This window comes from Pseudomonas sp. AK-TSAG1-1 (assembly GCF_056821665.1).
Genome location: NZ_CM165965.1, coordinates 2425265 through 2451695, shown reverse-complemented (window position 1 = coordinate 2451695; position 26431 = coordinate 2425265). Strand labels below are relative to the sequence as shown.

Sequence of the window (26431 nt, the reverse complement as noted above, 5' to 3'; positions counted from 1 at the left end):
ATGCCTGCTATCCCTCTCGAGCATGGATTGGCCGTTGCCGGCATCCTGTTCTGCCTTGGTCTGGTCGGCCTGATGGTCCGCCGCAACATTTTGTTCGTGTTGATGAGCCTGGAAGTGATGATGAACGCCTCTGCACTGGCCTTCATCGTGGCGGGCGCTCGCTGGGCGCAACCGGATGGACAGATCATGTTCATTCTGGTGATCAGCCTTGCAGCCGCCGAGGCCAGTATTGGTCTGGCGATCCTGCTGCAACTGTATCGCCGCTTCCACACGCTCGATATCGACGCTGCCAGTGAGATGCGCGGATGAACCTAATCTTTCTGACTTTTGTATTCCCCCTGATCGGTTTCCTGCTGCTGTCGTTCTCCCGTGGACGCTGGTCGGAAAACCTCTCGGCGCTGATCGGCGTGGGTTCCATTGGCTTGTCGGCGATTGTTGCCGCCTACGTCATCTGGCAATTCAACGTCGCGCCACCCGAAGGCGGTCACTACACCCTGGTGCTCTGGAAGTGGATGGCGGTGGAAGGCTTCAAGCCTGACTTCGCCCTCTACGTCGACGGCCTGTCGGTCACCATGCTCGGCGTGGTGGTGGGCGTAGGTTTCCTGATCCACCTGTTTGCGTCCTGGTACATGCGCGGCGAAGCGGGTTACTCGCGCTTCTTCTCGTACACCAACCTGTTTATCGCCAGCATGCTGTTCCTGGTGCTCGGCGATAACCTGTTGTTCCTGTACTTCGGCTGGGAAGGCGTGGGCCTGTGCTCGTACCTGTTGATCGGTTTCTACTACAGCAACCGCAACAACGGTAACGCCGCACTCAAGGCCTTCATCGTGACCCGGATCGGCGACGTGTTCATGGCCATCGGCCTGTTCATCCTGTTCCAGCAAGTGGGCACGTTGAACATCCAGGAACTGCTGGTGCTGGCACCGCAGAAATTCCAGGTCGGTGACTTCTGGATCACTCTGGCAACCCTGATGCTGCTGGGTGGCGCAGTCGGTAAATCGGCGCAACTGCCACTGCAAACCTGGCTTGCGGATGCGATGGCCGGTCCGACCCCGGTTTCGGCACTGATCCACGCCGCGACCATGGTGACCGCCGGTGTCTACCTGATCGCCCGTACCCACGGTCTGTTCACCCTGGCACCGGAAATCCTGCACCTGGTCGGCATCGTCGGTGGTGTGACTCTGGTTCTCGCAGGCTTCGCGGCACTGGTACAAACCGACATCAAACGTATCCTCGCCTACTCGACCATGAGCCAGATCGGCTACATGTTCCTGGCGCTGGGCGTTGGCGCATGGGATGGCGCGATTTTCCACCTGATGACCCACGCCTTCTTCAAGGCCCTGCTGTTCCTTGCTTCCGGTGCGGTGATCGTTGCCTGCCACCATGAGCAGAACATCTTCAAGATGGGCGGCCTGTGGAAAAAACTGCCACTGGCCTACGCCAGCTTCATCGTCGGTGGTGCTGCGCTGGCCGCTCTGCCACTGGTCACCGCGGGCTTCTACTCCAAGGACGAAATCCTTTGGGAAGCGTTCGCCAGCGGCAACCACGGTCTGCTCTACGCAGGTCTGGTCGGCGCGTTCATGACGTCGCTGTACACCTTCCGCCTGATCTTCATCACGTTCCACGGTGAAGCCAAGACTGAAGCCCACGCCGGTCACGGCATCGCTCACTGGCTGCCACTGTCGGTGCTGATCGTGCTGTCGACCTTCGTCGGCGCCATGATCGTTCCACCGCTGCACGGCGTACTGCCGCAAAGCGTTGGGCATGCCGGTGGCGAAGCCAAGCACAGTCTGGAAATCGCTTCGGGCGCCATCGCCCTGGCCGGTATCCTGCTGGCGGCCCTGCTGTTCCTCGGCAAGCGTCGCTTCGTGACGGCAATCGCCAACAGCGGCATCGGCCGTTTCCTCTCGGCCTGGTGGTTCGCTGCCTGGGGCTTCGACTGGATCTACGACAAACTGTTCGTCAAGCCGTACCTTGCGATCAGCCACATGCTGCGCAAAGACCCGCTCGACCAGACCATCGGTCTGATCCCGCGTATGGCCAAGGGTGGTCACACCGCCCTGAGCCGCACTGAGACCGGTCAACTGCGTTGGTACGCTGCTTCGATGGCTGCTGGTGCCGTGCTGGTCATTGGCGCCATCGTGCTGGTAGCGGTCTGATATGAACCTTGCGAATTTGCGAAAGGAAACGAGCCCGTCATGATTCTGCCTTGGCTAATCCTGATCCCCTTCATCGGCGGCCTGCTGTGCTGGATGGGTGAGCGCTTCGGCGCTACCCTCCCCCGCTGGATTGCGCTGTTGACCATGACCCTGGAACTCGCCCTCGGCCTCTGGCTGTGGGCCCACGGTGACTATTCATTTGCTCCGGCGCCTGGCGCCGATCCGACCTGGGCGCTTGAGTTCAAGCATGTCTGGATCCAGCGCTTCGGCATCAACGTGCACCTGGCCCTCGACGGCCTGTCGCTGTTGATGATCCTGCTGACCGGCCTGCTGGGTATCCTCTCGGTACTCTGCTCGTGGAAAGAGATTCAACGTCACGTTGGCTTCTTCCACCTGAACCTGATGTGGATCCTGGGCGGCGTTGTCGGCGTGTTCCTCGCCCTCGACCTGTTCATGTTCTTCTTCTTCTGGGAAATGATGCTGGTGCCGATGTACTTCCTCATCGCGCTCTGGGGTCACAGTTCTTCGGACGGCAAGAAAACCCGGATCTACGCAGCAACCAAGTTCTTCATCTTCACTCAGGCTTCCGGCCTGATCATGCTGGTGGCGATCCTGGGTCTGGTGCTGGTCAACTTCAACAACACCGGCGTGATTACCTTCAACTACGCCGACCTGTTGAAAACCAAGATGTCGATGACCACCGAGTACATTCTGATGCTCGGCTTCTTCATCGCCTTCGCGGTCAAGCTGCCAGTGGTGCCGTTCCATTCGTGGCTGCCTGACGCTCACGCCCAGGCACCGACCGCAGGTTCCGTCGACCTCGCCGGTATCTTGCTGAAAACCGCGGCCTACGGTCTGCTGCGTTTCGCCCTGCCGCTGTTCCCGAACGCCTCGGCCGAGTTTGCGCCGATCGCCATGACCCTCGGTCTGATCGGGATTTTCTACGGTGCATTCCTGGCGTTCGCCCAAACCGACATCAAGCGTCTGATCGCCTTCTCGTCCGTTTCCCACATGGGTTTCGTACTGATCGGCATCTACTCCGGCAGCCAACTGGCGCTGCAAGGCGCTGTGATCCAGATGCTGGCGCACGGTCTGTCGGCGGCGGCACTGTTTATCCTCAGCGGTCAGCTGTACGAGCGTCTGCACACTCGTGACATGCGTGAGATGGGCGGTCTGTGGTCGCGTATCGCTTACCTGCCGGCAATCAGCCTGTTCTTCGCCGCCGCATCCTTGGGCTTGCCGGGGACCGGTAACTTCGTCGGCGAATTCCTGATCCTGATCGGCACGTTCGCCAGTGCGCCATGGATCACTGCGATTGCCACGTCCGGTCTGGTGTTCGGTTCGGTCTACTCGTTGATCATGATCCACCGCGCCTACTTCGGCCCGGCCAAATCGGATTCGATCCTGCACGGTATGGACGGTCGCGAACTGATCATGGTGCTGGGCCTTGCGGCGTTGCTGGTTTACCTCGGCGTCTACCCGCAGCCGTTCCTCGACACTTCCGCCGCCACGATGCATGGCGTGCAGCAGTGGCTCGGCACCGCCTTCACTCAACTCGCTTCGGCCCGGTAAGAGCGCTATGGAATTCACGATTCAACACTTTATTGCGCTTGCGCCACTGTTGATCACCAGCCTCACCATTATCGTGGTGATGCTGGCAATCGCCTGGCGCCGCAACCACTCGCAGACCTTCCTGATCTCGGTCGCCGGTCTGAACCTGGCCTTGCTGTCGATCCTGCCTGCACTGAAAGTCGCGCCTCTGGCCGTGACCCCGTTGCTGCAGATCGACACCTTCGCCTGCCTGTACATGGCGCTGATCCTGGTCGCCACCCTCGCCTGCGTCACCCTCGCCCACGCCTATCTGGGCGATGGCGGTTCGGGTTACCCGGGCAACCGAGAAGAACTCTACCTGCTGATCCTGATGGCCGCCGCCGGCGGTCTGGTTCTGGTCAGCGCGCAGCACCTGGCCGGTTTGTTCATCGGTCTGGAACTGCTCTCGGTACCGGTCTACGGTCTGGTGGCTTACGCCTTCTTCAACAAGCGTTCGCTGGAAGCCGGCATCAAGTACATGGTGCTGTCGGCCGCCGGTTCCGCGTTCCTGTTGTTCGGTATGGCGCTGCTGTACGCCGACTCGGGTTCGCTGAGCTTCGTCGGTATCGGTCAGGCACTGGCTGCAACCGGCCTGCCTAGCTCGCTGGCGCAACTGGGCCTGGGCATGATGCTGATCGGTCTGGCGTTCAAGCTGTCGCTGGTACCGTTCCACCTGTGGACGCCTGACGTCTACGAAGGTGCTCCGGCACCGGTCGCAGCCTTCCTTGCGACCGCTTCGAAGGTTGCGGTGTTTGCGGTCATGGTGCGTCTGTTCCAGATCTCCCCTGCTGCCAGCAGTGGCGTGCTGAGCGACGTACTGACCGTCATCGCCATTGCCTCGATCCTGTTCGGTAACCTGCTGGCCCTGACTCAGAGCAACCTCAAGCGTCTGCTCGGTTACTCGTCCATCGCGCACTTCGGCTACCTGCTGATCGCACTGGTGGCGAGCAAGGGTCTGGCGGTGGAAGCCATCGGCGTCTACCTGGTCACCTACGTGATCACCAGCCTCGGCGCGTTCGGCGTGATCACGCTGATGTCCTCGCCGTACAACGGCCGTGACGCCGACGCACTGTACGAGTACCGCGGCCTGTTCTGGCGCCGTCCGTACCTGACCGCCGTACTCACCGTGATGATGCTGTCCCTGGCCGGTATCCCGCTGACCGCGGGCTTCATCGGCAAGTTCTACATCATCGCGACCGGTGTCGAATCGCACCAGTGGTGGCTGGTAGGTTCGCTGGTACTGGGCAGCGCCATCGGCGTCTTCTACTACCTGCGCGTGATGGTCACCCTGTACCTGATCGAGCCAAACCTGCGTCGCCACGACGCCCAGCTGCACTGGGAACAGAAGGCAGGCGGCGTAATGCTGCTGGCCATCGCCCTGGTCGCATTCTTCCTGGGTGTGTATCCGCAGCCATTGCTGACACTGGTTCAGCAGGCGGGTCTGGCGGGCTGATTGCTCCGTTAGAACTGGCAACAAAAGAAACGGCACCTTCGGGTGCCGTTTTTGTTTTTACAGGATTCGATATCTCGAGCGCTTGCGCTGTCCTCATCGCGGGCAAGCCCGGCTCCGACAGGTTTGTGCGTCGTTCACAAAATCCGGGGACACCCAAAAACCAATGTGGGAGCGAGCCTGCTCGCGAAGGCGTCGGCACTTCCACCATATTCAGTGCCTGAGACTCCGCTATCGCGAGCAGGCTCACTCCTACAGGTTGTGTGTCATTCACAAATTCTGTGCCACCCCGGATTACTGCAGGAGCGTGGCTTGCCCGCGATGGCGTCGGCACATCCACCCTCTTCATAGCTTCACACCCCGCCACTTTCGCCATTCGGCGCTGGACACTGCTGCGCGATTGTTCCGACACGCCAGTTGCGAAGCCTCTTCACAGATCAGTCGAACGTTCCTACAGCTCCCGTCAATTCGTCCTACAGGTGTTTTTACGACCGGCGTCTACCGTTGAAAAAGGGACGAAAAGCAAGGCCAGGAGGCCTTGACCGATTCGATTATCGAGACAACACTATACGTAGGTAGCGTACAGAACATGGATGCTCTATTTATCGAATTGCCTGTGTTTCAGAAGCACCGAGACGACTATCTGGATGACGAACTGTTTCGCAGCTTTCAACTGGAGTTGCTGAAAAATCCGCAAGCGGGCGATCTCATTGAGGACACAGGCGGGCTTCGTAAAATTCGCTTTAGCGACCAACGAAGAGGCAAAGGTAAGCGCAGCGGATTACGAGTGATTTATTACTGGTGGTCAGGCTTCGATCAGTTCTGGCTCTTTACCGTCTACAACAAAAACGAGCAGGACGATTTGACACCTGCCCAGAAAAAACTTTTCAGAAAAACACTGGATAGAGAACTCAACGCGAGAACCCACTATGAAACGTGACATTTTTTCCGAATTGATGGATGGACTGGAAGCACTGGCCGATGAACGCCAAGGCAAAATCACCTTGCGTACCCACAAGGTTCAGTTGCCAAAACTGATGCCGATCACTGCGGAGGAAGTCGTAGCCATCCGTCAGCAACTTAATCTTTCCCGGTCAGTATTCGCGATGTATCTACGCACCAACACGCGAACACTCGAAAACTGGGAGCAAGGACGAGCAACGCCCAATGCTCAGGCCACAACCCTGATCCGTCTGGTCGAACGTTTCCCCCAAACGATCGAACAGCTCGCAGCCCTGACCTGACCGTTTTCACTCCACTCACATGACGAAATTGTAATTCCCCCATCACCTTGGCGTTATCCGCAGCTTGTAACGATGTCACCCGGCGACCAATGCCGGCGGGCCCTGCCCCGCCGAACAATAAAACTTACGCCGAAGCACGTTCCCGCTCTGCCGATCCCAAGGAGTGTTTGATGGTTAACCATAAAAAAATGTCGATGGCCGCTTTAGCGGTGGTGGTCGGCTCCGGGCCGTCCATGGTGTTTGCCGAAGACAAGCCCGAGGGCTTTGTCGAAGGCAGCAGCCTGACGGTGCTCAACCGCAATTTCTACTTCAATCGTGATCATCGAAACGGCCAGTCCAGCCCCACCGGCAACGGTTATTCCGAAGCCTGGGCGCATGCGGTAATCAGCAAGTTCGAATCCGGTTTCACCCAGGGCACCGTCGGGGTGGGTGTCGATGCGTTTGCGATGATCGGGCTGAAGCTCGACACCGGCGACGGGCGCAACGGTGGCCGCAGTTCGTTTGATGTGTTGCCGGTCAACAGTGACGGCCAGGCGCGGGACGAGTACACCAAGGTCGGTGGCGCCGCGAAAGTGCGGGCGTTCGATACGGTGATCAAGGTGGGCGATGTGTTCCCTGCGACGCCAGTCGTTGCAGCAGGTGACTCACGCTTGTTGCCGGAAAGCTTTCGCGGTGTGACGGCAACCAACACCAGCATCGAAGGCCTGTCGGTTCAGGGCGGGCGCTTGCACGCGATGAGCCAACCGGTTTCCAGCGACATGCGCGAGAACTTCGCAACCTTCTACGCAGGCCCGGTCAATTCGCCGTGGATCGCTTACGGCGGTGGCGATTATGCGCTGAACAAGAACCTCAGCTTCAGCCTCTATTCCAGTCGCCTCAAGGACGCCTGGAATCAGTATTACGCCGGCACCGCATGGACCTATCCACTGTCCGATGACGTGTCATTGTTCGCTGGCCTGAACTATTACAAGGCTGTCGACGAAGGCAAGCAGTTGCTCGGGCGGTTCGACAACAACATCTGGAGCGGCCGTGTCGGCGTGAAATTCGGCGCCCACTCCGTCGCCCTCTCCCACCAGCGCAACAACGGAAACGACGACTTCGATTACCTGCGCCAGTCCGACTCGATCTTCCTCGACAACTCCATCCAGTACAGCGACTTCAACTCGCCGAAAGAACGTTCATGGATGGCGCGTTATGACCTCGACATGACCGCGTACGGCGTACCCGGTTTGTCCTTCATGACCCGCTACGCACGCGGCACTGACGCGGACTATTCCAACGCCAACGCCGTGTACATGCGCCGCGATGCCGAGGGTAATCCGCTGACCGACCAGAAGCGCTGGGAGCGGGATGTCGAAGTCAAATACGTGGTGCAAAGCGGTTCGATGAAAGACCTGTCGCTGCGCCTGCGTCAGGCCACCACCCGCGCCACGGCGTTCGAATCCGACCTGGATGAAGTACGCGTGATCGTCGAATACCCGCTGGCGATTCTCTGAGTTTAACGAGCAATACCATTCACCTTTTAGAAGCTCCTTGCTCCTTTGGTCAGAGGTGAATTTTTGGCGTCCTTCGGGACGCCTTTTTTGTGCCCCGATCGATATCACACCGCAGATACCTGTGGGAGCGGGCTTGCTCGCGAAGAGGCCGTGTCAGTCGACATCAATATTGAATGGACACACCGCTTTCGCGAGCAAGCCCGCTCCCACCGAGTTATGCGGCAGGATTGACGTTATCCAGTGCCTTGTTCACCGCCAGTTCGCCGAGCATGACGACTTGGGCGATGCCGAGCAGCGTCTTGCAATGCGTGCCTTCCAGCAACGCAGCAAAGTCGCCGAGCATCACCGTGGCCGAGGCGAAGGAAAGGGGGAAGTTGTACGCAGGTTGGAACATTGGGTAGAGAGCGGATGTCCGACGGGCAACCTGAAAACTTGTGTGGGAAAGCTCAGCATTTCCCACACAAGTTTTAAACATTCCGAATTGAAATACGCAACGTGTGCGTCCTCAGCCACCGCTGTTGCGGCACACACCCGCCACGCTGTACTTGAGCGTATTGAGCTGTCCTTTCGAATCCTCGTAGGTCATGGCCGTCGGGACCACCGCGCAACCTGGCTGCGGCTTCACCACACTGACGATTTTCACCACGTCCAGCTTCATGCCGTATTCGTAGTCCTTCACCACTGGCGCCGCTTTGCCTTGCTCGGCGGCGTATTGCTCCATGGCTTTGGCGTTGGCGCTGAAGGCGCGCTCGAAGGTGCGGTCACCGCCGCCTTCGGCCATGACCAGAGAAGACATCGCCATGACACCGGCGAACGCGATCAACTTGAGCATTTTCATATCCATTTCCTTCCCACCCAGGCTTAAAAAAAAGCCCAGCATCGATGCGCGATGACGGGCTTGATCAAGTGCTGTCGCTTACAGGCTCTTGCTGTTGTCGACGGCTTTTTCATTGACCACCACCGGGTTGCCGGCGGCTTTTTCCTTGGCCACGAACAGCTCCATGGAGCGGTCGTTGTTGGTCATCATCCGGTCGAATGTGCGGTCGCCGCCGCCTTCAGCCATGACCAGGGAAGACATCGCCAACGCCACTACAAAAGCACCCATCTGTACGATCTTCATCTTTGATTCCTCGTTTAAGTAACTGACGGGATCAAGGTAACAATCCGAACCTTTCGTGACGGTGGCGTGGAAATTACATATCCGTAATGTGCCTGGCACAGGTTCCAGACCAGACAAAAAACGGTGGGAGCGGGCTTGCTCGCGAAGGCGGTGTGGCATTCAACATTGATGTCGACTGACACGGCCTCTTCGCGAGCAAGCCCGCTCCCACAGGGGAAATCACCTACTGAGTGAGAAGCGGATCCTCATCCCGGCGGTGGGCAAGTTGATAGAGCGCGGGCAGGATCAGCAACGTGAGGATCGTGGAGGACAGGATTCCGCCGATCACTACGGTGGCCAGCGGTCGCTGCACTTCGGCCCCCGTACCCGTCGCCAGCGCCATCGGAATAAAGCCCAGCGACGCCACCAGCGCGGTCATCAACACCGGGCGCAATCGTGTCAGCGCGCCGACATTAATCGCATCCGCCAGCGACCGCCCTTCCTCACGCAGATTACGAATGAACGCAATCATCACCAGGCCGTTGAGCACCGCCACCCCGGACAAGGCAATAAACCCGACGCCCGCCGATATCGACAACGGAATATCGCGCAGCCACAGCGCCATCACGCCGCCGGTCAAGGCAAACGGGATCCCGGTAAACACCAGCAAACCGTCCTTGAGGTTGTTGAACATCATGAACAACAAGCCGAACACCAGCAGCAACGCCACCGGCACCACAATCTGCAGGCGCTTGGCCGCCGATTGCAGTTGCTCGAACTGCCCGCCCCAACTGGTCCAGTAACCGGCCGGGACTTGCACGTCGCGTTCGATCACCTCAGCGGCCTCGCTGACGAACGAGCCGATATCGCGCCCACGAACGTTGGCGCTGACGATCACCAGACGCTTGCCGTTTTCACGGCTGACCTGATTCGGCCCGAGCACCAGGTCGAGGCTGGCGACGTCCTTCAGTGCGATAAACCCGATCTGGTTCGCCGCGCCGCTCAGCGCCGGTACCGGAATCAACAGCGCCGACAAACCGTCGATGTCCTTGCGCATGGCATCGGACAAACGCACCACCATGTCGAAACGTCGATCACCCTCGTACAAGGTGCCGGCCTGACGCCCGCCCACCGCCACGGCGATGGTGTCCTGCACATCGCCAACGTTGAGGCCATAACGCGCGGCCTTGTCGCGGTCGATGTTGATGGTCAGCACCGGTAGCCCGCTCGTCTGCTCGACCTTCACTTCAGAGGCGCCGGTGACCTTCTGCATCGCCGCCGCGATCTTCGCCGCCGTGGCGTTGAGCACGTCCATGTCATCACCGAACACCTTCACCGCGACATCGCTGCGCACGCCGGAGATCAGTTCGTTGAAGCGCAGCTGGATCGGCTGCGACAGTTCATAGTTGCTGCCCGGCAGCGTCGCGGCGGCCGCTTGCAGTTCGGCCATCAGGGTTTCGCGGGACTTGCCCGGGTCCGGCCATTGATCCTTGGGCTTGAGCATCACGTAGCTGTCGGAGATGTTTGGCGGCATCGGATCGGAAGCGATTTCCGCGGTGCCGGTTCGGGCAAAGACGCGTTCGACCTCCGGCACTTTGGCCAGAATCAACTTTTCCAGACGCTGCTGCATGTCCACCGATTGCGTCAGGCTGGTGCCCGGTACGCGCAAGGCTTGCAGGGCGAAATCACCCTCGCTGAGGCTCGGTACAAACTCGCTGCCCATGCGACTGGTCAACACGCCGCTGAACACGATCACGCCCAACGCCGCGCCCACAGCCACCGTGCGATGCGCCATGACCCAGCCCAACGCCGGTGCGTACACACGACGTGCGCCACGCATCACCGCGCCCTCTTCTTCCTTGACCTTGCCGGTCACGAACAACGCAATCGCCGCCGGCACGAAGGTCACCGACAACAACATCGCACCGAGCAATGCGATGACTACGGTGAACGCCATCGGATGGAACATTTTCCCTTCGACACCGCTCAGGGCGAAGATCGGCAGGTACACCACCATGATGATCAACTGGCCGAAAATCAGCGGACGCCGCGCCTCTTTCGCCGCCGCAAAGACTTCCTTGAAACGCTCGGCACGGGTCAGCAATCGCCCGTGATGCTGCTGCGCATGGGCCAGGCGGCGCAGGGTGTTTTCGACAATCACCACGGCGCCATCGACGATGATGCCGAAGTCCAGCGCACCCAGGCTCATCAGGTTGGCACTGACCTTGTTGCTGAACATGCCGGTGAAGGTGAACAACATCGACAGCGGAATCACCATCGCGGTAATCAGCGCCGCACGGATGTTGCCGAGGAACAGGAACAGAATCGCGATCACCAGAATCGCGCCTTCGACGAGGTTTTTTTTCACCGTGGCGATGGCTTTATCGACCAGGTGCGTGCGGTCGTACACCGGTACAGCGATCACGCCTTGCGGCAGGGATTTGTTGATCTGTTCAAGCTTGCTCGCGACCGCTTGCGACACTGTGCGACTGTTCTCGCCGATCAGCATGAACACCGTGCCAAGCACCACTTCGCGACCATTTTCCGTGGCCGCACCGCTGCGCAGTTCACGACCGATTTCCACGGTGGCGACGTTCTTCACCCGGATCGGCGTGCCGTCGACATTGGCCATGACGATGTTGGCGATGTCCTCGGTGCTCGCGACTTGGCCTGGGGCGCGAATCAACAACTGCTCGCCACTACGCTCGATATAACCTGCGCCGACGTTGGCGTTGTTGCGCTCAAGCGCAGTGATCAGATCGGTGAGCGTGAGTTTGTACGCGGCCAGGCGTTTCGGATCAGGCGCAATCTGGTATTCCTTGGCAAAGCCACCGATGGTGTTGATCTCGGCCACGCCAGGCACGTTGCGCAGTTGCGGCTTGATGATCCAGTCCTGAATCACCCGCAGATCGGTCGGCGTGTAGGCGCTGCCGTCATCCTTGAGAGCACCTTCCTTGGCTTCCACCGTCCACAGGAAGATCTCGCCGAGGCCGGTGGAAATCGGCCCCATCATCGCTTCCACGCCTTCGGGCAATTGCTCCTTGGCGATCTGCAGACGCTCGTTGACCAGTTGGCGGGCGAAGAACAGGTCGGTGCCGTCTTTGAAGATCACCGTCACTTGCGACAGCCCGGAGCGCGACAGCGAACGAGTCTGCTCCAGCGCCGGCAAACCGGCCATCGCGGTTTCAATCGCAAAGGTAATGCGCTGCTCGGTTTCCAGCGGTGAGAATCCGGCGGCGCCGGTATTGATCTGCACCTGGACGTTGGTGATGTCGGGCACGGCGTCGATCGGCAGCTTTTGATAACTGGCGATGCCGAGGCCGGCCATGAGCAGAACGGCGAGCAGCACGATGATGCGCTGCTCGATGGCAAACTGGATCAGGCGTTCGAACATGAGGACCTTCCAGAATTAATGACTGTGCTCGGCTGAGGCTTTGCCCAGCTCCGACTTGAGAACGAAGCTGCCAGCGCTGGCGACTTGCGCGCCGGCGTCCAGCCCTTGAGTGACTTCCACTAAACCGGCGGCTCGACTGCCCAGCTCCACCGCTTGCGCCTTGAAGCCATCGTCGGTGCGCACGAATACCGTGGGTTTGTCCTCGACGGTCTGGATCGCGGTTTCCGGCACGGCGACTTTTGCCTGACGGCTGTCGGTGGCGACCAGCGCGCTGACGAACAGCCCCGGGCGCCACGAGCCTTGCGGGTTTTCCAGGGTGACGCGAACAGTCGCGGTACGGGTCTGTTCGCCAAGCAAGCTGCCCACATAGGCCACGGTGCCGGTGACCTCGGCTTTCAATTCCGCAGCGCTGACGGTGACCGGTTTGCCCACCTGCACTTTGTTCAGATCCTTGGGCGAAACACCGAAGGTGACCCACACCCGCGACAGATCCGAAAGGGTGAACGCTGCTGTGGTCTCATCGACCACCTCCCCCGGCGTCAGGTGTTTTTCCACCACCACGCCGTCGAACGGTGCGCGCAGTTCGTAACGATTGCCGCCAGTGGCGACCACGCTGCCGCTGAGCACGCTGATTTTCTGTCGGGCGTTGTTCATGGCGATTTCCGCCTCTTCCAGCGCCTGCTTCGCCTGCAGGAAATCCTGCTCGGCGGAGATTTTGTCCTGCCACAGCTTTTTCTCGCGTTCGTAGGTAGTCCGCGCCAAAACCAGACGCCGTTGCGCGGCAGCCTGTTCGCTGCGTTGATCGGAGATCTGCTGACTGGCGATCACCGCCAGCAACTGGCCCTTTTTCACCGATTGCCCGAGGTTGACCGCCACCGACTCGACCACCCCTGGCACTCGCGGCACGACATGCGCCGTGCGATCCTCGTCGAAGCGCACTTCGCCGGGGAACGACAGGCCGAGACTGATGCTCTGCGCCCGCGCCTCGGCCAGTTGAATGCCTGCGGCAGTGATCTGCTCGGTGCTTAGTTCGATGTGCCCTTCTTCGTCATGTTCGCCGTCGGCCGCAGCGCCTTCCTCGGCGTGATCAGCGTGTTCGGAAGCCTCGTCGGCGTGCGCTTCGATATTGCTCGAGGCCGGCCACATCGCGCCGATGCCGATGCCCAATGCCAACGTCGCCACCGCGACAACCATCAGTCTTTTGTCCATGGAAACTCCTCTGCGCCGTGCCATCGCGCAGTTGTCTGAAAGTGAAATTCAAGGGCGGACGCTGAGGTCGCCGAAGATCCGTTCGATGCGCACGCGAGCGTCGGTCGCCTCGCTGACGGCCTGGATGTATTGGCTGCGGGCGGCGATCAGCGTGCGCTGGGCATCGAGCACGTCGAGGAAACCGAACTTGCCCATTTCGAAGCCGCGCGTGGCGCTGTCCACCGCACTTTGCGCGGCGGGCAGGATGGTCTGGTTGAACGCTTTGACTTCGCCGTTGGCGGTCTGCCATTGCTCGAGGCTGGTCTGGATTTCGGTGCGCAAGCGCAGCTCGGTGGCGTTGCGCAGATCGCGCGCCTGATCGGTTCTGCGTGCAGCCGCGAGGACGTTGCCCTGATTGCGGTTGAACAGCGGAATCGGCATCGACAGCCCGACCACGTTGACCCGCTCGCGCTCGGTCTCGCTGTACTGGCTGCCGATGCTCACGGTCAGGTCGGGAATGCGCTGGGACTTTTCCAGGCCCAGCGACGCTTCGCGCTGGTCGATCTGCAACTTCGCCAGACGCAGTTCGGCAGTCTCGTTCAAACGCTCGAGCAAACGGGTCGGCGGCGGCACACTGGTGAGGTTTTGTGTGGCGGCCTGCACGTTGGTCGAAGTCGGCAACGGTGCGCCCATGACCTGCGCCAGTTGCTGATAGGCGTTGGCCTGATCGCGCTCGGCGCGACTCAGTTCCAGGCGCACTTCAGAAAGCTGCACCTGTGCTCGCGTGCCTTCGACCGGCGACGATTTGCCGGCCTCGATGCGCCCTTGGGCCACACGCAATCCGTGCTCGGCCAGTTGCAATGACTGGCGCGACAGCTGCAGACGTTGCTGCGCAGTTTGCGCGCTGTTGAAGGCTTGAATCACATCGGCACGCAAGGCGTTGCGCTTGCGCTCCAGCTCGATGCCGGCAGCATCCTGCGCGCGGCTGGCGACGTCGATGCGGGCGCCGCGTTTGCCGCCCAGCTCAATCGGCTGGCTGAGCATCACTGTGGTGGTGCGCGAGTTGCGCCGGGTGTCTTCGGCTTCCCAGGAAACTTCGGGGTTGGGAATCAGGCCCGCCTGCTTGCGGTCGCCCTCGGCAATGCCGATTTCCCATTGCGCGGCGGCCAGATCCGGGTTGCCGGCGAAGGCGCTTTGCAGGGCTTGATCCAGGGTCAGGGTCGATGCGCTGGCCAGGCTGCTGCCGACCAGCAACAAGAGCCCGCTGGCGGTTTTTTTCAGGCGTGATCGCGCCGTCAGTTCTATTAAACCGGGCAATGGAAGACTTCCTTTAGTTCAGGATTTTTCGATGCCGCCACGGTAGGGTTTTGAACTTATCGACAAGGTGACTGAAACATTACAAATCCGTTATCCACGGTTTACGGAAGTTGTTTTGTTCTAGGATGCGAAGTGCAAAAGGCTTTGCCGCAACACATGGAAACAAATACACAGTAGTTATCTGCCGAACAGCACTTGCCTGAATGCAATACATGTTTTTAGCGCACTCAAGCTGCGACAGGCTGTCGCGGATGGCCATTTTAAAGGCCTTTTTGGTTGACCCTGTAGCCGCTACAGCCTTTACCGTATATGCCATTCACTTATTGAAATCCGTCCGGAAGCTCTTACAAAAACAATAACTTTCCCGACCACCTTAATTAAATATCCATTAAATAAAAGTGGTGATAGATCATGCGAATCCTTGTCGTCGAGGACGAGCTTAAAGCGGCCGAATACTTGCATCAGGGTTTGACCGAAAGTGGTTATGTCGTTGACCACGCCATCAATGGCGCCGACGGTTTGCATCTGGCGCAACAGCAGACGTATGACCTGATCATTCTCGACGTAAACTTGCCGGAACTCGACGGCTGGGGCGTGCTGGAACAACTGCGCCGCACGCACTCAACGCGGGTGATGATGCTCACCGCACGCGGGCGCCTGGCCGACAAGATTCGTGGTCTGGATCTGGGTGCCGACGACTATCTGGTCAAGCCGTTCGAATTTCCCGAACTGCTGGCGCGGGTGCGTACATTGATGCGCCGCAGCGAAAACATCCCGGTGCCGCAGGTGCTGAAAGTCGCTGATCTGGAACTCGATCCGGGCCGACATCGGGCGTTTCGTGGCGAGCAGCGCATCGACCTGACCACCAAGGAATTCGCCCTGCTGCATCTGTTGATGCGCCAGTCTGGCGAGGTGCTGACACGTACGCAGATCATCTCGCTGGTGTGGGACATGAATTTCGACTGTGACACCAACGTGGTCGAAGTGTCGATCCGCCGCTTGCGGGCAAAGATCGACGACCCGTTCGACCACAAGCTGATCCACACCCTGCGCGGTGTCGGCTACGTGCTGGAGGCGCGGGAATGAAGCCCGCCAGCCTGTCGATGCGCCTTGGTCTGACGGTGAGTACGCTGGGCGCAATGTTGGTGGTGTTTCTGGCGATCCTGGCGTATTTCGCCCTGACCCATGAGCTCAATGCGCTGTCCCGCGACAGCCTGCAAAAGAAGATGGCGCAGGTTGAACACAGCCTGTCGCTGTACATCGATGCCAATGAAGTCAGCGGCAAGCCGCACATTCTGCTTGATCAGGTGATGGGCCACGACAACCTGACACTGACGATTTATGACCGTTTGAATCTGCGCTCGCCGCTGCTCAAGTCTGGCTCGGGGCTGACCGATCCACGGGTGGAACTCAGAGCTGTTCGCGGGACCACCGATCAACTGACCTACAGCGACAGCACCGATGCCGAAGGCGCCAGATTCCTCACTGCCTCGAAGCTGATTCGCCTCAAGGATGGCAGCAGCGTGCCGGTGCTGTTGTCGATGGACAATGCCCATGATCAGGCGCTGCTCAGTGCCTATTTGCGTTCGACGCTGGTTGCCTTGCCGTTGCTGCTGGTGTTCATCGGCCTGACCGCCTGGGGCGCAGTGCAACGCGGATTGGCACCGCTGCGCGAGTTCCGCAAGGTGGCGGCGATGGTCTCGACCCAGGATCTGGAGCATCGACTGTCGGTGGTGAACATGCCGCAGGAGTTGAGCGCACTGGCACAAGGCATCAATTTCATGCTGGATCGGCTGGACGCCGGCGTGCAGCAGTTGTCGCAGTTTTCCGATGATCTGGCCCACGAATTGCGCACGCCGATCAATAACCTGATGGGCAAGGCGCAGGTAACCTTGTCCCGCGAGCGCACGACCGAAGAGTACAAGGACGTGCTGGAGTCCTGCACCGAGGAGCTGGAGCGCGTCGCGCGGATTGTCTCGGACATGCTGTTTCTGGCGCAGGTCAGCCATCCGTCGGCGCTGGCGCCGTTTGAGCCGGTGGCGCTGGAGGATGAAGCAGCGAAGGTCGCGGAGATGTTTTCGCTGTCGGCGCAGGACAAGGACATTCACCTGAGCGTGGTGGGCTGCGCGACGGTGGCGGGCGATCGGCTGATGATTCAGCGGGCGATTTCAAATCTGCTGTCGAATGCGTTGCGACACTGCCCGAACGGTAAAACCGTGACATTGCTGATCGAGCAAGGTGCAACGCAAAGCTCGCTGCTGGTGAGCAATCCTGGGCCCGGCATCGAGGCTCAGCATCTGCCGCACCTGTTCGACCGTTTCTACCGCGTCGACAGCGCCCGCTCGCGCTCGCAAGGCAGCACCGGGCTGGGCCTGGCCATCGTGCGCTCGATCATGAGCCTGCATCAGGGGGTGGCCGAGGTGAAGAGCCTGCCGGGGGTGATGACGGTATTCAGGCTTGGTTTTCCTGCGGTGACAGGAACGCCCCCATCGCTTGCAGGCAAGCTCCCACAATGATCGGCGTTGTGAACACTTCAAAACCTGTGGGAGCTTGCCTGCAAGCGAAGGCGGCGGGTCAGTCACCTCTTTGTTATCTGAGACATCGCCTTCGCGAGCAAGCCCGCTCCCACAATGATCGGCGGTGAGCCCTGCAGTTGTGAACACCGCGAAACCTGTGGGAGCTTGCCTGCAAGCGAAGGCGTCGGGTCAGGCACCTTTTTGTTATCTGACACACCGCCTTCGCGAGCAAGCCCGCTCCCACAATGATCGGCGGTGAGCCCTGCAGTTGTGAACACCGCGAAACCTGTGGGAGCTTGCCTGCAAGCGAAGGCGGCGGGTCAGTCCCCTCTTTGTTATCTGAGACATCGCATTCGCGAGCAAGCCCGCTCCCACAGTGATCGGCGGTGAGCCCTGCAGTTGTGAACACCGCGAAACCTGTGGGAGCTTGCCTGCAAGCGAAGGCGTTGGGTCAGGCACCTTTTTGTTATCTGACACACCGCCTTCGCGAGCAAGCCCGCTCCCACAGTGATCGCGGTCATCCGCAAAATGTGTGGACGCCGCCGAAACCTGTGGGAGCGGGCTTGCTCGCGAAGGCGGCCGATCAGGCACACATGAAAACGGCACCTTTCGGTGCCGTTCGCCTTTCACAGTGCCGCTATCACTTGCGCGCATCCGCCCACGATTTCAGCAGTTCGTTGTAGCTCACGGTCTCGCCTTTCGGCTTCTCGTTCGCCAGTTTCGGTTTTGGTGCGCCCGGCTGATCGAACCAATACTGCGCGTCGCGTTCCGGGTTCATCTTCGGTGCGCAAGTGGCCTGGGCCTTGGAGCGTTCCAGGCGCGTCATGATCGCGTCCTGATCCTTGGCCAGGCCATCCAGCGCCTGTTGCGGGGTCTTCTCGCCGCTGGCAGCTTCCGCGATGTGGCTCCACCACAGTTGCGCCAGCCGTGGATAGTCCGGCACGTTGGTCCCGGTCGGGGTCCATTGCACGCGGGCCGGGCTGCGGTAGAACTCGACCAGGCCACCGAGTTTCGGCGCCAGATCGGTCATCGCCTGCGAGTTGATGTCCGACTCACGAATCGGTGTCAGACCGACGATGGTTTTCTTCAGCGAGACGGTTTTCGACGTCACGAACTGCGCGTACAGCCACGCCGCGAGTTTCTGTTTCTCAGGCGTGGACTTCATGAACGTCCACGAACCCACGTCCTGATACCCCAGCTTCATGCCCTCTTCCCAATACGGCCCGCGCGGCGACGGCGCCATGCGCCATTTCGGCGTGCCGTCGGCGTTGACCACCGGTAGGCCGGGTTTGGTCATGTCGGCGGTGAACGCGGTGTACCAGAAAATCTGCTGCGCGATGTTGCCCTGCGACGGCACCGGCCCCGACTCGGAGAAGGTCATGCCCGCCGCTTCCGGTGGTGCGTAGGCCTTGAGCCAGTCGACATATTTCTGCGTGGCGAACACCGCGGCCGGGCCGTTGGTGTCGCCGCCGCGGGTCACGCTGGAACCGACCGGGTGGCAGTCCTCGACGCGAATCCCCCACTCGTCCACGGGCAAGCCGTTGGGCAGGCCCTTGTCGCCGCCGCCGGCCATGGAGAACCAGGCATCGGTGAAGCGCCAGCCCAGCGATGGGTCTTTCTTGCCATAGTCCATGTGCCCGTAGACGCGTTTGCCGTCGATTTCCTTGACGTCTTCGCTGAAGAACTTGGCGATGTCTTCATAGGCCGACCAGTTCACCGGCACGCCGAGTTCATAGCCGTACTTTTCCTTGAACTTGGCTTTCAGGTCCGCCCGTTCAAACCAGTCGGCGCGGAACCAGTACAGATTGGCGAACTGCTGATCGGGCAGTTGATAGATCTTGCCGTCCGGCGCGGTGGTGAACGAGATGCCGATGAAGTCCTTGATGTCGAGGGTCGGCGAGGTGAAGTTCTTGCCTTCGTTGGCCATCAGGTCGGTGATCGATTCAGTCTTGCCGTAGCGAAAGTGCGTACCGATCAGGTCCGAGTCGTTGACCCAGCCGTCGTAGATGTTCTTGTCGGACTGCATCACCGTCTGCATTTTTTCCACCACGTCACCTTCTTGCAGCAGGTCGTGGGTGAGCTTGATCCCGGTGATTTCGGTGAAGGCCTTGGCCAGCACCTTGGACTCGTATTCGTGGGTGGTCAGGGTCTCGGAAACCACCTTGATTTCCATGCCGCGAAACGGCTCGGCAGCCTTGATGAACCACTTCAATTCTTCGAGCTGCTGATCGGCCGTCAGGGTGGACGGTTTGAATTCGCTGCCGATCCATTTTTTCGCAGCGTCCTCGTAGGCATCGGCCCAGGCAGATGCGCTCAAACCGCTGAGTGCCAGCATGGCTGCCAATGAAATGCTATGTCGCAGCTTATTGTTTTTATCGAACATAGAGACCTCCAGTTAGAGTTTCGGAGCACGATTGCCGAGCGACTCGACTAGCCCCAGCGCATCACAACCAACAGCCACACCAGAGACAGCGCGGACGCTACCCAGATGCTCCAGTCGGTGGCGCCGATGACCAGCAAATGCAGGTAGGCGCTGCCGAGAAGACCGATGAACAAGCGATCGCCACGGGTGGTGGCAATCGGTAGAAAACCTCGCCGCAGGATGCTCGGCGAGCGCAATTCCCAGGTGGTCATGCCCACCAGCAACAGGCCGATGGCGATAAAGAACCCCGCCGTGGGGGTGGTCCAGCTCATCCATTCCATCATGCGTTCCTCAGACCCGACCCAAGGCAAAGCCCTTGGCCACGTGATTGCGAACAAACCAGATCACCAGCATGCCCGGCAGGATGGTCAGCACCCCCGCCGCCGCCAGCACGCCCCAGTCAATGCCTGACGCCGAGACCGTGCGCGTCATCACCGCGGCAATCGGCTTGGCGTTGACCGAGGTCAGCGTGCGCGCCAACAACAGTTCGACCCAGGAAAACATGAAGCAGAAAAACGCCGTGACGCCGATCCCGGAGCCGATCAGCGGGATGAAAATCTTCACGAAGAACTTGGGAAAGCTGTAGCCGTCGATGTAGGCGGTTTCGTCGATTTCCTTGGGCACGCCGGACATGAAGCCTTCAAGAATCCACACCGCCAACGGCACGTTGAACAGACAATGCGCCAGCGCTACGGCGATGTGCGTATCGAACAGCCCGATCGATGAGTACAACTGGAAGAACGGCAGCAAAAACACCGCCGGCGGCGCCATGCGATTGGTCAGCAGCCAGAAGAACAGATGCTTGTCGCCCAGGAAGCGATAGCGCGAAAACGCGTACGCCGCCGGTAACGCCACGCTCAGCGAGATCACCGTGTTCAGGCTGACGTAGTACAGCGAGTTGATGTAGCCGCTGTACCAGCTCGGGTCGGTGAAGATCACCTTGTAGTTGTGCCAGGTGAAGTCCTGCGGAAACAGGGTAAGGCCGCCGAGGATCTCGGTGTTGCTCTTGAACGACATGTTCAGCAGCCAGTAGATCGGCACCAGCAGAAACAGGATGTACACCAGCAGCGGGATAAGCTTTCTTTTGCTCATGGCCGGGCCTCAGCGATTGGCGTCGGAATGGGTCATGGCGGTGTAGAACAGCCACGAGACCAACAGGATGATCAGGAAGTACACCAGCGAGAACGCCGCTGCCGGTCCCAGATCGAATTGGCCGACAGCCATCTGGGTCAACGTCTGGCTGAGGAAGGTCGTGGCATTGCCCGGCCCGCCGCCGGTGAGCACGAACGGCTCGGTGTAGATCATGAAACTGTCCATGAAGCGCAGCATCACCGCGATCAGCAGCACGCTCTTGAGCTTCGGCAACTGAATGTGCCGGAACACTGCCCACGCTGAAGCACGATCGATGCGCGCGGCCTGGTAATACACGTCGGGAATCGCCCGCAGCCCGGAAAAACACAGCAGCGCCACCAGCGAAGTCCAGTGCCAGACGTCCATCACCAGCACCGTGACCCAGGCGTCCATGGTGTTGGCCGCATAGTTGTAGCTGATGCCCAGCGCATTCAGGCTCGACCCGAGCAAACCGATATCGGCGCGGCCAAAGATCTGCCAGATGGTGCCGACCACATTCCACGGAATCAGCAGCGGAATCGCCAGAATGATCAGCACCACCGACGACCAGCGGCCCTTGGTCGGCATGGTCAGGGCGACGGCGATGCCCAGCGGGATTTCGATCAGCAGCACACACGCCGAGTAGATGAACTGACGCAGCAAGGAATCGTGCAGACGCGGGTCGAGCAGCACCTGCTTGTACCAGTCGGCACCGACGAAGTAGCGGCTGGACTGGTCGAAGATGTCCTGCACCGAATAGTTGACCACGGTCATCATCGGGATCACCGCACTGAACGCCACCAGCAGGAACACCGGCAACACCAGCCACCAGGCCTTGTTGTTCTGTACCTTGTTCATGGCTGCACCTCGGCAGGGTCGGTGTCTTCCAGGAGGAACTCGTCGGCATAGACCATCAGCCACTGCGCCGGAAAACTGATGTACGCCGTGCCTTGCGGCACCGGTTTGTCTTCCGCCAGGCGCACCTTCAGCGGCGCACCATCGAGGTCGAGGGTGAGGATCTTGTAGGTGCCGAGGTCTTCGACGTGTACCACCCGGGCCTGCATCGCGTCGTCAAACGGCTCGTCCCAGACGTGAATGAATTCAGGACGGATGCCGACCTTCAGATTTTTCCACTGACCGTGTTCGATATGCCGCTGCAAGGCCTCGGACAGCGGCAGGTGCGTCGAAGCGAAACCGACCCCGCCCGGCTGCGGCTGCACTTCGATGAGATTCATCCCGGGGCTGCCGATGAAGTAGCCGACAAAGGTGTGGCTGGGCCGCTCGAACAATTCGCGGGGCGTACCGAACTGCACGATCTGGCCGCCGTACATCACCGCGATCTTGTCGGCAAAGGTCGAGGCTTCGAGTTGATCGTGGGTGACGTAGACCATGGTGATGTTGAACTGCTCGTGGATCTGCTTGAGCTTGCGCCGCAGCTTCCACTTCAGGTGCGGGTCGATCACCGTCAGCGGTTCATCGAAGAGGATCGCCGAAACGTCGTCGCGCACCAGGCCACGGCCCATGGAGACTTTCTGTTTTTCGTCGGCAGTGAGGTTGCGCGCCTTCTTGCTCAACAGGTTTTGCAGGTCGAGGACTTCGGCGATTTCCTGCACCTTGCTGTGCACTTTCGCCTCGGCCATGCCCTGATTGCGCAGGGGAAAAGCCAGGTTATCGAACACGGTCATGGTGTCGTAGACCACCGGAAACTGGAACACCTGGGCGATGTTGCGCTTCTCCGGCGTCAGGTCGTTGACCGCTTTGCCGTCGAACAACACATGGCCCTGCGAGGGGCTGAGCAGGCCGGAAATGATGTTGAGCAACGTCGACTTGCCGCATCCCGAAGGGCCGAGCAAGGCATAGGCACCGCCCTGTTCCCAGACGTGATCCATCTCGCGGATCGCATAATCATCAGGCCCGCTCGGGGTTTTGCTGTAGCTGTGGGCGAGGTGCTGCAAACGGATTTCGGCCATCAGGCAACCCTCGCGACACGCAGGCCCGGTGCCTGCACCAGACGGCCCTGCGCATCGAACACGAACAGCTTGTGGGTCGGGATGTAAATGCGGATCGGCGCATCGACGTCGTACTCGTGAACCCCGGGCAGGTGCAGCACCAGCAGGAAATGCTCGTTGCGCACATGCAGGAAAGTTTCCGAACCGCTGATCTCCGCCACTTCGACAGTGACCGCCAGTTCCAGGTCGTCATCGTTGCTCGGCACCAGCGAGATATGGCTTGGGCGCACGCCAAAGCGGAACTCGCCCTCACCCACCGGGCGCAGATCGACGTTCAACGGGAAGTGCACGAAGTTGGCGAAGCTGACTTCATTGCCGACAATGCGCCCGGGCATCAGGTTGATCGGCGGCTCGGAGAACAACTCCGCCGCCAGCACCGATTGCGGCTGGTGATACACCGAGGTCGACGGGCCGCTCTGAATCACCCGGCCCTCGTGAAGAATGGTGGTGGTGCCGCCCAGTGCCAGCGCTTCGTTGGGCTCGGTGGTGGCGTAGATCGCGATGGTGTGGCGCAGCTTGAACAACTCGCGCATTTCCTGGCGCAGTTCTTCGCGCAGCTTGTAGTCGAGGTTGACCAGCGGCTCGTCGAACAGGATCAGCTCGGCGTCCTTGACCAGCGCCCGGGCCATCGCCGTGCGCTGCTGCTGACCGCCGGAAAGCTCCAGCGGATAGCGTTGCAGGAACTTCTCGATGCGCAGCATCTTCGCGGTTTCCAGCACTTTGCCGTGAATGATGTCTTTCGAGACCCCAGCCTGACGCAGCGGCGAGGCGATGTTCTCGAACACGGTCATGGTCGGGTAATTGATGAACTGCTGATAGACCATCGACACATTGCGCAACCGCACCGGGCGCTGGGTGACGTCGACGCCGTTCATCAGGATGCGCCCGCTGTCGGGCTTGTCCAGACCTGCCATCAGGCGCATCAGGCTGGTCTTGCCGGACAGTGTGCGGCCGAGCAGAACGTTGAAGGATCCGGGTTCGAATTTCAGGCAGGCATCGTCGATCCAGATCTGGCCCTCGACGGTACGGCTGACGTGCTCCAGGGTGAGTGACATGGCTCGGCCTTTTTTATTATTGGAGTCAAGCGACCTGTGCAGCAGAGCGACATTCGTGCCAGAAATGGCAAGTGGTTGATTTGTCGCGAAAAGTGCCGAAACCGAGGGGAACGGGGGTTCATTGCTGAACACATTTGAACAGTTGGGCGATTGACAATGAACAATCGTGAACAACACTCTATGAACGCTTTTTACCCGATCTCATAACCGCTGAAGATCCAAATGTGGGAGCGGGCTTGCTCGCGAATGCGGTGTGTCATTCAACTGGTTGATTGACTGAAACACCGCATTCGCGAGCAAGCCCGCTCCCACAGTTTCGATCTGTGCTGTTCTCGAGATTTGGGTTCATAACAACAATAAAAATCGCTGCATCAGAGGCCCACTGCCATGGCCGCACCTGTCCCGCCGCTTTCCCATGAGGCCATCGTTCAGGACTCCTGGTCCCGTTGCCGCGCCTTCGGCCTCAAGCATCAAAGTGTCCCGGCATTCGATCAGCTGCCTTCCTCCGGTATCGCCCAATTGCTCGACAGTCACCATTCGCTGGTGCAAACCACCCATCAGGAAGTGCTGCCGTACTACGAGAACATCCTGAGCAACTCCAATTGCCTGATCATGCTCGCCGACAATCAGGGCCAGGTGCTGACGTCGTGGGGTACCCAGCGTTTTATCGAACCGAACCTGGCCCGAGGATTCAGCGCCGGGGCGAGCTGGATGGAACGCGCCAGCGGCACCAACGCGATCGGCACCGCACTGGCCTGCGAACAAGCGGTGCACATCGAGCACGATGAGCATTTCCTCAAGGCCAACCGGTTCATGACCGGTTCCGCCGCACCGATTTTCGACGCCGAGCGCAAGGTCATCGCGGTGCTCGACGTGTCCAGCGACAGCTACCTGCCGCCCTCGCACACGTTGGGCATGGTCAAGATGATGAGCCAGACCGTGGAAAACCGGCTGATCCTCAACCTGTTCCACGGTCAGCACTTTCAACTGACCTTCAACACAGGGTTGAACAACCTCGACAGTCAATGGGCCGGGTTGTTGATTTTCGATGAGAGCGGTCAGGTGCTCTCGGCCAATCGCCGGGCGGACAATCTGCTCGGTGTGCGCCTGTCGCGGGTCAGTGTCGAAAGCCTGTTCAACGTGTCGCTGCTGGAACTGATGAACCAGCCCGACGGCTTGCCGTTCGCTCTACAGACCGCTGGACGCAACCGCTTCCAGTGCTTGTTGAAGCGACCGAAACAGGCGCCGGTTCAGCCTCGAATCTTTGCCGAACCGAAATCCGCGCCAACGCCTGCCACGGTGCCGGGGGCGATCAGCCTCAACGCCCTGCACTTCGGCGACAGCCGCGTGGAAAAAGCCGTGCGCCAGGCCGAAAGGCTGCTGGAAAAAGACATCCCGTTGCTGATCCACGGCGAAACCGGGGTCGGCAAGGAAGTCTTCGTCAAAGCCCTGCATCAAGCCAGCTCGCGCAGCAAACAGGCATTCATTGCCGTCAACTGCGCGGCGATCCCCGCCGAACTGGTGGAGTCGGAGCTGTTCGGTTATGAGAAAGGCGCATTCACCGGCGCCAACCAGAAAGGCAGCATCGGCCTGATCCGCAAGGCTGACAAAGGCACGCTGTTTCTTGACGAAATCGGTGACATGCCGCTGCCGACTCAGGCACGGCTGTTGCGGGTGTTGCAGGAGCGCTGCGTGCAGCCGGTGGGCAGCAGCGACTTGTTCCCGGTAGACCTGCGGATCATTTCGGCGACCAACCGTTCGCTGCGCGAGCAAGTGCAATTGGGGCGGTTTCGCGAGGACCTGTATTACCGCATTGGCGGCCTGACCCTGGAATTGCCACCGTTACGCGAACGCAGTGACAAGCAAGCGTTGTTCAAGCGCCTGTGGGAGCAGCATCGCGAACCGACGCAATGGGCCGGCCTGAGCCACGAGGTGCTGGAGCTGTTCAGCCGGCATCCGTGGCCGGGCAATCTGCGTCAGGTCAGCAGCGTGATGCAGGTGGCACTGGCGATGGCCGAGGAACAACCGGTGCGACCGGAGCATTTGCCGGATGATTTTTTTGTCGATCTGGAGATGGAACCGGTTGAGGTGGCGCAGCCGCTGGGGGTTGATCTGAATGATGGCGAGGCGTTGAACCGCGAGTTGTTGGCGGCGGGGGGGAATATTTCGCATTTGGCGCGGCGGCTGGGGGTGAGTCGCAATACCCTCTACAAGCGCTTGCGTCAGGCTGAGTGACAGGGTGGCTGAACCGGCCTCTTCGCGAGCAAGCCCGCTCCCACAGGGGGGAATGTCGTACACAAAAGTCAGACATGCCCAAAATCCAGTGTGGGAGCGGGCTTGCTCGCGAAGGCGCCAGCCCCGTCACCACACAACTATCAATCC

21 protein-coding genes and 1 pseudogene are annotated in these 26431 nt (G+C 60.0%); 10 read left to right on the top strand and 12 right to left on the bottom strand.

Translation table 11 applies throughout. The features are described 5' to 3' along the window. The 7 genes from nuoK to AC1UK9_RS11010 all read left to right on the top strand — a co-directional run bounded on the left by nuoK (position 1) and on the right by AC1UK9_RS11010 (position 7939). Positions 1–309 (top strand): NADH-quinone oxidoreductase subunit NuoK, encoded by a 309-nt coding sequence (gene nuoK / locus AC1UK9_RS11040; RefSeq protein WP_003180046.1) that lies wholly within the window; start codon positions 1–3, stop codon positions 307–309. Continuing rightward, positions 306–2159 (top strand): NADH-quinone oxidoreductase subunit L, encoded by a 1854-nt coding sequence (gene nuoL, locus AC1UK9_RS11035; RefSeq protein WP_473015220.1) that lies wholly within the window; start codon positions 306–308, stop codon positions 2157–2159. Before nuoK ends, nuoL begins: the two co-directional genes overlap by 4 nt. A 39-nt stretch (positions 2160–2198) precedes the next feature. Then, positions 2199–3731, top strand: coding sequence for an NADH-quinone oxidoreductase subunit M (nuoM, locus tag AC1UK9_RS11030; protein WP_025108989.1), 1533 nt, complete (start codon positions 2199–2201; stop codon positions 3729–3731). A gap of 7 nt (positions 3732–3738) precedes the next feature. Then, positions 3739–5202, top strand: coding sequence for an NADH-quinone oxidoreductase subunit NuoN (nuoN, locus tag AC1UK9_RS11025; RefSeq protein WP_007920173.1), 1464 nt, complete (start codon positions 3739–3741; stop codon positions 5200–5202). Positions 5203–5788: 586 nt separating this feature from the next. Beyond that, positions 5789–6139 (top strand): toxin, encoded by a 351-nt coding sequence (locus AC1UK9_RS11020; protein ID WP_473015219.1) that lies wholly within the window; start codon positions 5789–5791, stop codon positions 6137–6139. Then, a complete protein-coding gene (locus AC1UK9_RS11015) occupies positions 6129–6443 on the top strand; it encodes a helix-turn-helix domain-containing protein (protein ID WP_007964870.1) in 315 nt (104 codons plus the stop codon). Before AC1UK9_RS11020 ends, AC1UK9_RS11015 begins: the two co-directional genes overlap by 11 nt. Positions 6444–6613: 170 nt before the next feature. Continuing rightward, positions 6614–7939: an OprD family porin gene (locus tag AC1UK9_RS11010; protein WP_482580050.1), complete on the top strand. Its 1326-nt coding sequence runs from the start codon at positions 6614–6616 to the stop codon at positions 7937–7939. A 214-nt stretch (positions 7940–8153) separates the two neighbouring features. On the opposite strand, the pseudogene AC1UK9_RS11005 reads toward AC1UK9_RS11010, so the two are convergent. From AC1UK9_RS11005 to AC1UK9_RS10980, 6 genes and pseudogenes are all read right to left on the bottom strand, one after another. Further along, a pseudogene (locus tag AC1UK9_RS11005) lies at positions 8154–8303 on the bottom strand (DUF6124 family protein); the annotation flags it as partial. Between the two features lie 141 nt (positions 8304–8444). Continuing rightward, positions 8445–8777: a co-regulatory protein PtrA N-terminal domain-containing protein gene (locus AC1UK9_RS11000; protein WP_025108986.1), complete on the bottom strand. Its 333-nt coding sequence runs from the start codon at positions 8775–8777 to the stop codon at positions 8445–8447. A 78-nt stretch (positions 8778–8855) separates the two neighbouring features. Further along, complete coding sequence (locus AC1UK9_RS10995; RefSeq protein ID WP_108182327.1) at positions 8856–9059, bottom strand: co-regulatory protein PtrA N-terminal domain-containing protein; 204 nt, start codon at positions 9057–9059, stop codon at positions 8856–8858. Positions 9060–9282: 223 nt separating this feature from the next. After that, entirely contained in the window at positions 9283–12432 is a 3150-nt protein-coding gene (locus AC1UK9_RS10990) for a CusA/CzcA family heavy metal efflux RND transporter (protein WP_482580047.1), read from the bottom strand. A gap of 15 nt (positions 12433–12447) precedes the next feature. Next, positions 12448–13641: an efflux RND transporter periplasmic adaptor subunit gene (locus AC1UK9_RS10985; protein ID WP_482580045.1), complete on the bottom strand. Its 1194-nt coding sequence runs from the start codon at positions 13639–13641 to the stop codon at positions 12448–12450. A gap of 48 nt (positions 13642–13689) precedes the next feature. After that, positions 13690–14937: a TolC family protein gene (locus tag AC1UK9_RS10980; RefSeq protein ID WP_473015213.1), complete on the bottom strand. Its 1248-nt coding sequence runs from the start codon at positions 14935–14937 to the stop codon at positions 13690–13692. Positions 14938–15348: 411 nt separating this feature from the next. Between AC1UK9_RS10980 and AC1UK9_RS10975 the strand changes: the two genes are divergently transcribed. Further along, positions 15349–16023 (top strand): heavy metal response regulator transcription factor, encoded by a 675-nt coding sequence (locus AC1UK9_RS10975; protein ID WP_482580043.1) that lies wholly within the window; start codon positions 15349–15351, stop codon positions 16021–16023. After that, positions 16020–17453, top strand: a complete 1434-nt coding sequence (locus AC1UK9_RS10970) for a heavy metal sensor histidine kinase (protein WP_482580041.1) — start codon at positions 16020–16022, stop codon at positions 17451–17453. Before AC1UK9_RS10975 ends, AC1UK9_RS10970 begins: the two co-directional genes overlap by 4 nt. Positions 17454–18093: 640 nt before the next feature. Here AC1UK9_RS10970 and AC1UK9_RS10965 read toward each other — a convergent pair. From AC1UK9_RS10965 to AC1UK9_RS10940, 6 genes are read right to left on the bottom strand one after another with little or no spacing between them, the layout of a single operon-like run. Next, the gene (locus AC1UK9_RS10965) at positions 18094–19836 is read right to left on the bottom strand and encodes an ABC transporter substrate-binding protein (protein ID WP_482580039.1); all 1743 of its coding nucleotides are present in this window, start codon (positions 19834–19836) and stop codon (positions 18094–18096) included. 47 nt (positions 19837–19883) lie between these two features. Then, the gene (locus tag AC1UK9_RS10960) at positions 19884–20156 is read right to left on the bottom strand and encodes a DUF2160 domain-containing protein (protein WP_025108976.1); all 273 of its coding nucleotides are present in this window, start codon (positions 20154–20156) and stop codon (positions 19884–19886) included. A 10-nt stretch (positions 20157–20166) separates the two neighbouring features. After that, the gene (locus AC1UK9_RS10955; RefSeq protein ID WP_025108975.1) at positions 20167–20967 is read right to left on the bottom strand and encodes a carbohydrate ABC transporter permease; all 801 of its coding nucleotides are present in this window, start codon (positions 20965–20967) and stop codon (positions 20167–20169) included. Between the two features lie 9 nt (positions 20968–20976). Beyond that, positions 20977–21843 carry a carbohydrate ABC transporter permease gene (locus tag AC1UK9_RS10950; RefSeq protein WP_007961995.1) on the bottom strand — a complete coding sequence of 289 codons (867 nt, stop codon included), beginning with the start codon at positions 21841–21843 and terminating at the stop codon, positions 20977–20979. Continuing rightward, entirely contained in the window at positions 21840–22955 is a 1116-nt protein-coding gene (locus tag AC1UK9_RS10945; RefSeq protein WP_025108974.1) for an ABC transporter ATP-binding protein, read from the bottom strand. Before AC1UK9_RS10945 ends, AC1UK9_RS10950 begins: the two co-directional genes overlap by 4 nt. Beyond that, a complete protein-coding gene (locus tag AC1UK9_RS10940) occupies positions 22955–24049 on the bottom strand; it encodes an ABC transporter ATP-binding protein (protein ID WP_025108973.1) in 1095 nt (364 codons plus the stop codon). Before AC1UK9_RS10940 ends, AC1UK9_RS10945 begins: the two co-directional genes overlap by 1 nt. A gap of 387 nt (positions 24050–24436) precedes the next feature. On the opposite strand from AC1UK9_RS10940, the gene AC1UK9_RS10935 reads away from it, so the two are divergent. Then, on the top strand, positions 24437–26284 hold the full coding sequence (locus tag AC1UK9_RS10935) for a sigma-54-dependent Fis family transcriptional regulator (RefSeq protein ID WP_482580035.1): 1848 nt from the start codon (positions 24437–24439) through the stop codon (positions 26282–26284). The last annotated feature ends 147 nt before the right edge of the window (positions 26285–26431 follow it).